Genomic DNA, 6,734 nt, shown 5'->3' on the forward strand with positions numbered 1-6,734 from the left:
GGCATCGTGCTATTTTACCGGGCAGCTACCCACCGAGTATCTTCGCCACTGTAGCGTTTCACTTCCGAGTTCGGGATGGATCGGAGTGGTTCCACTACGTCATAGACACCAGGAAAAGCTAATAATAGTTAGTTTATTATATTTGCCTTTAACCTTTATAAGTTAGCAGGCGTTTTTTTTCCTTACATTTATTACTATAAATACCTTCTCTATAAATGTCAACCCCCTAAGCAAAATTTTTTTTCTAAATAAGGGAACAGGGAATAAGCAATGGACAATAGGCAATAGACAATAGGCAATAGACAATAGGCAATGGAAAGAAAGAATAATACCAATTAGCATGCATTAATGCTATACTTGAGCTACATTTCGACAGTAAAATAGTTACTGAGATTAAAAATTTGTTTTTGACAATTCTTAGTCAATTCGTATAAACTTTTTCCAGTTTTTCTCTCCCCACACCGACCACACAAACCACACTTCTCCACCCAATTAAACATAGCATTCATGCATGAGAAATGGTATAAATGATTTCTGTCCGTTAATTTTAGGACTTATGCAAAGAAACCCGGTTTTTAGGATAAATCGTTGTTTTCAGCAATAGATGTCTACCAGAAACCAGGTTTCTGGGTTCACATGGCTTTAGTCCTGAATTTTTCTCCCTCTTGTTACCCCAGAATACTAACTTGAGAAACCTGAGCCATCTAAAAAAAAGAAGTAAACTAGAAATATATATGGGCAAAAATTAGATTCTAATGATAAACAAACTGAGCCAATGGGTAAAACAAAAACAATAAAAATAGCTAATTATCAAGCCCTGGAACTGATTTACGAAAGTGAGCGTACCGAAATATATCGGGGGCAGAATGTAGAGAATGGACAATCAGTTATTATCAAGTTGATGCGTGATGAATATCCTTCTTTCAACAAATTGGTTCAGTTTAGAAATCAATATGCAATCACCCAAAATTTACAAGTAGAAGGTATCATCAAAACTTATGGCCTGGTACGCTATAAAAACCGCTACGCCCTCATTATGGAAGATATAAGAGGGGTATCGTTAGACGAATATCAGCTTAGAGTATCTATAAATCTGTCAGAATTTCTTGATATTGCCATTCAACTTTCAGAAATTCTCCACCAACTCCATAATAACTCGATTATTCATAAAGATATTAAACCAGCAAATATCCTAATTGATCCGGAAACTAAACAAGTCAAACTCATAGATTTTAGTATTTCGACTCTGTTACCAAAAGAAACTCAAACAGTTGAAACTCCCAAAGTATTAGAAGGAACTCCAGCTTATATATCTCCAGAACAAACAGGAAGGATGAATAGAGGAATTGACTATCGGAGTGATTTCTATTGTTTAGGAGTAACATTTTATGAATTATTAAGTGGAGGTTTACCTTTTAAGAGTAATGATGCTTTGGAACTAATTTATGCTCATATTGCCTTGTCCCCAATCCCTTTGAGAAATAGGGGGATATTAGAGGGAGAAATATGTCCGCAGCCCATATCAGATATGGTAATGAAACTGATGGCGAAAAATGCTGAAGACCGCTATCAGAGTGCTTTAGGATTGAAATATGACCTAGAAAAATGTCAGAGTGATTATAGAGAAAAGGGTGAAATAGAGTCGTTTGAATTAGGGGAACGAGATATTTGCGCTCGCTTTCTGATTCCGGAGAAATTATACGGACGGGAAGCAGAAATTAAAGCACTACTGGATGCTTTTGAACGAGTTAGTAATCCCCCCCAACCCCCCTTTGAAAGGGGGGAGTTACCGATTCCCAACCCAGAAACCGGCTTTCCAGACCCAGAAACCCGGTTTCTTCGAGAAAGAACGGTAGCCAAAGGCAATCCCCCCCAACCCCCCTTTCAAAGGGGGGAGTTACCGATTCCCAACCCAGAAACCGACTTTCTCACCCGTGAAATAGTAATGGTGGAGGGATTTTCTGGCATTGGCAAAACGGTTGTAATTAATGAGGTTCACAAACCAATAGTTAGACAACGGGGTTACTTTATCAAAGGAAAATTCGATCAATTTAATCGCAACATTCCTTTTAGTGCTTTTGTGCAAGCTTTTCGGAGCTTAATGGGGCAAATTATCAGCGAATCTGATGACGAGTTATCTACTTGGAAAGCAAAAATTCTGGAAACAGTCGGTACAAACGGACAAGTTTTAATAGATGTAATCCCCGAACTAGAAAGAGTAATTGGCAAACAACCTCCGGTTCCGGAACTCTCAGGAAGTGCAGCCCAAAATCGCTTTAATCTCTTGTTTCAAAAATTTATAGCTATCTTTGCCACCAAAGAACATCCCTTAGTCATATTTTTAGATGATTTACAATGGGTAGATTCTGCATCATTAAATTTAATGAAAGTGTTGATGGGAGATAATGAGATAGGTTATTTACTATTACTGGGAGCATATCGAGACAACGAAGTATTTCCCGCTCATCCTCTGATGTTAACTTTAGCAGATTTACAGAAACAAAAGGTAGCTATTTCAACTATTACCCTCGCCCCCTTAGCTCAAAAACATATTAATCAGTTAGTAGCAGAAACTCTCAGTTGCAGTGTTAAGTTAGCTATTCCTTTAACAGAACTAATTTATGGGAAAACCAAAGGGAACCCATTCTTTACCACCCAATTCTTAAAAGGATTATATGAAGATGAATTAATAGTATTTAATTGGCATTTGGGATATTGGGAATCTGATTTGGTGAAGGTACAAGATGCAGCATTGACGGATGATGTGGTAGAATTTATGGCTGGGAGATTGCAAAAATTACCGTCAAAAACCCAAGAAGTATTGAAGGTAGCAGCTTGTATTGGCAACGAATTTGATTTAGAAACATTGGCGATAGTGCGAGAAATTTCTTCAGAAGAAGCGGCAGCAGAAATATGGCGAGCGCTCCAGGAAAGGATTGTTTTACCAATCAGTGAAGCTTACAAATTTTTCCAAGGGGTGGTTGACTCCATTTCCATACAACCAGAAATGATTGGTTATCGCTTTTTGCACGATCGCGTTCAACAAGCTGCTTATCAATTAATTCCAGATGCAGAAAAACAAATAGCTCATTATCATATCGGTAAGCGTCTTCTCTCTCGTCTTTCACTGGAGGAGCGAGAGAAATATCTGTTTGATATCGTTAATCATTTGAATATGGCGCTAGTTCTCATAGTGGATTCCAAGGAACGGGAACAATTGATGCAATTAAATCTGCAAGCTGGACGTAAAGCTAAGAATGCTTTAGCTTATCGAGCAGCGAGTGAATATTATGATACAGCTTGTCTTTTACTGAAAGATAGCAGTTGGCAAAACGATTATCAAAATCATTTAGCCGTTTATTCGGGAGCAGTGGAAACTGCTTTTTTATGTGGAGATTTCCCTCGCATGGAAGAGTTAGGAGAAATTGTACTTCAAGAAGCGCAAACATTTCTAGATTGTGTGAAAGTATATGAAATTAAAGTACAAGCAGCAATTGCTCAAAATCAACTTGATGCAGCTATTCAATTAGGTTTGCATTTTCTGAGAAATCTTGATATTCAACTTCCCGAACAAGTAACAAATTCGGAAATTGAGGCAGCTTTTGCTGAAAATGATGTTTTATTAGAAAAAATTGCTATCGAAGATGTGGTTAACTTCGAGCGCATGAGCGATTCCAATAAAGAGGCAGCAATACGGATGATTACTATTGCTGGGTTAGCTATGTATGTTGCTAATCCAGAATTATTAATGTTAAGTGTAGCGCGACAAGTTAACCTCTGTTTGCAATATGGAAACACTTCTACTTCTGCTGATGCTTATGCTACCTACGGTCTGTTTCTTTGTGGCGAAATGGGAGAAATAGAAAAGGGGTATCAGTTTGGGGAACTTGCTATTGCAGTTCTGGAAAATCTGCAAACTATTGAAATTAAATCCTTAGTTTATGTTTTGTTTAATGGTTTTATTAGACATTGGAAATATCCTTGTCGAGATACTCTGCCAGATTTACAAAATGCCTACCACTGGGGTTTAGAAATGGGCGATCTCCAAAATGCTGCCCTCTCTGCTTATTGCTATTGTAGCCATCAATTTTTGTGTGGTGTAAATCTGGGAGATGTTCATAAAGAAATCGAACAGTACGCTCGTGCTGTGGAATCAATACAACAACTGGGAATCAAAGGTTGGCTCGATCCCTTGTTGGCATTAACAGGAAAACTTATTAAACCCTCATCAACACCATTACTTTTATTATCCTCGATTACAGCAGAAAAAGAAACTATCGAAACTTTTAATCAAGACAGCGATCGTACAGGAATGTTTGTCTTTGCTTTTAGTAAAATGCTGTTAGCTTATTTATGGAATCAAACCGAGGAGGCGATCGCTGCTGCGAATATGGCTAGAGAATATCTTGATGGCATCACAGGTATGGCTTTCGTTTCCTGTTTCTACTTCTATGATACTGCTATTTTATTAAGCTCCCAACCAACTTCTCTTTCTTCTGAAGAGATAGATAAAATCGTCGATAATAAAAACAAACTACAAGATTTGTCTCAGTACGGTGCATCTAACTTACTTCATAAGTTTCAATTACTAGAAGCAGAGTATTATCGTTGGAATGGCGAGCATATTCTAGCGATGGAAATGTACGATCGCGCTATTGCTGGAGCCAAAGAAAATCATTACATTCAAGAAGAAGCCTTAGCAAATGAACTAGCAGCCAAATTTTATCTAGACTGGGATAAAGAAAAATTTGCCACACTTTATATGCAAGAAGCCTACTATTGTTATTCTCAATGGGGAGCCAAAGCCAAAGTAAAAGAGATAGAAAAACGCTATCCCAAACTTTTAGAACCAATTTTGCAAACCAACCTCTCCGCTGCCACAGCTAGCATTGCTCAAATTACCAGTAATGATCGGACGCAAACAGCAACCGTTGCCAATATTTCCTCTATCATTGACTTTTCATCTTTATTAAAAGCTTCCCAAACTCTTTCCGGAGAAATTGAACTCGATCGCTTACTCTCAACAGTAATGAAAATTATCATCGAAAATGCTGGAGCAACCAAAGGTGCATTATTATTAGTCGGAAAACAGGGATTAACAGTAGAAGCGATCGCTAGTCGTACTGGAGTCAACAGTCAATTAACCATAGATTCTTTAAATCAATCTATTCCCCTCGAAGAAAATATTGACTTACCCGTAGGATTAGTTAACTTTGTCAGACGCACCGCAGAAACTGCAATTTTAGATGGGAAAACAGCCCAAGAACAATTTGCTGCCGATACTTATTTACTTCATTTTCATCCCCAAAGTTTGCTGTGTATGCCTTTATTTGAACGAGGAAAATTAATCAGTATTCTCTATTTAGAAAATAGTTTGACCGCAGATGCTTTTACTGAAAACAGGGTAAAAATTCTAGATACTTTGTGCGCTCAAGCAGCAATTTCCTTAGAAAATGCCAGATTATACCAACAAGCGCAAAAAGCACTCAAGGACTTGCAACAGACTCAACTACAATTAGTACAACAGGAAAAAATGGCAACCTTGGGTAATTTGGTAGCAGGAGTTGCCCATGAAATTAATAATCCGATTGGGTTTATTAGAGGGAATATTGATGTAGCTCAAGACTATTTACAAGATTTACTTACTATACTAGCATTATATGCAGAAAATACCTCTCCACCAGAGTCAATTATGGCAGAGATAGAAGAATTAGAACAGGATTTTATTGCCGAAGATTTCCCGAAACTGATAACATCACTGGCAGAAGGATGTGACCGCATTCGCAATATTAGTACATCTTTGCGCACATTTTCACGGAGAGATACAACTACCAAAACAGAGTTTAATCTACATGATGGCATAGATAGCACTTTGTTAATTTTAAAATATCGTCTCAAAGCTAATCAAAACCGTCCCAGTATTGAGATTGTCAAAAATTACAGTCAGATACCGCTAGTGAAATGTTATGCAGGGCAACTAAATCAAGTATTTATGAATTTATTGGCTAATGGGATTGATGCTTTAGAAGAAAGTAATAAAGGTAAAACTTTTACTGAGATAGAAAATAATCCCAATCGGATTACAATCAGAACGAAATTAAGCGCAGACAGCCAAAATGCCATAGTCGAAATTTCCGACAATGGAACGGGAATTCCAGAAGAAGTAAAAGAGAAGATATTTGAGCAAGGATTTACCACAAAAGAAGTCGGCAAAGGAACAGGTTTAGGAATGGCGATCGCTCATCAAATTATTACCGAGAAACATGGAGGTAAAATTATCTGCAATTCCAGAGTTGGCGAAGGTACAACTTTTACTATTATTATTCCAAAGTAAGGAAGAAGGAAGAAGGAAGAAGGAAGAAGGAAGAAGGAAGAAGGAAAAAGGGTTATATCAAATCCGGTAGTATCGGTAGAATTCACTTTCTGTAGGGGTTTAGTCTCCAAACCCTTGCAAATTAGCAGTTTTCCCTCTTTTCTGATAGTATAACCTTATTCTCCAACTTTTCGGGAACCGTAGCCGACGGATTTAATATTACTGATAACTATTAACTATTAACTGAAAAAACAAAGGTTCTCTCGTATCGTTAAGAGAACCTTTGTTTATATTTAACCTGGCATCGTGCTATTTTACCGGGCAGCTACCCACCGAGTATCTTCGCCACTGTAGCGTTTCACTTCCGAGTTCGGGATGGATCGGAGTGGTTCCACTACGTCATAGACACCAGGAAAAGCTA

General features: G+C 37.8%; 1 protein-coding gene and 2 rRNA genes. 1 reads left to right on the top strand and 2 read right to left on the bottom strand.

Features of this window, described 5'->3' with window-relative positions; translation table 11 throughout:
* A 5S ribosomal RNA gene (gene rrf, locus VKJ25_RS15105) occupies positions 1-113 on the bottom strand; the annotation flags it as partial.
* Positions 114-775: 662 nt separating this feature from the next.
* On the opposite strand from rrf (VKJ25_RS15105), the gene VKJ25_RS15110 reads away from it, so the two are divergent.
* Positions 776-6,334: a trifunctional serine/threonine-protein kinase/ATP-binding protein/sensor histidine kinase gene (locus VKJ25_RS15110; RefSeq protein WP_324237461.1), complete on the top strand. Its 5,559-nt coding sequence runs from the start codon at positions 776-778 to the stop codon at positions 6,332-6,334.
* 275 nt (positions 6,335-6,609) lie between these two features.
* Here VKJ25_RS15110 and rrf (VKJ25_RS15115) read toward each other — a convergent pair.
* Positions 6,610-6,726: ribosomal RNA gene (gene rrf, locus VKJ25_RS15115) — 5S ribosomal RNA — on the bottom strand.
* Positions 6,727-6,734 lie beyond the last annotated feature (8 nt).

Origin of the sequence: Okeania sp., from assembly GCF_035285525.1 — a bacterium.
Classification (GTDB): domain Bacteria; phylum Cyanobacteriota; class Cyanobacteriia; order Cyanobacteriales; family Microcoleaceae; genus Trichodesmium.

Bases quoted from the DNA above. Each gene is read 5' to 3' on its own strand.
- VKJ25_RS15110 (WP_324237461.1), top strand. From the start codon at position 776: ATGGGTAAAACAAAAACAATAAAAATAGCTAATTATCAAGCCCTGGAA.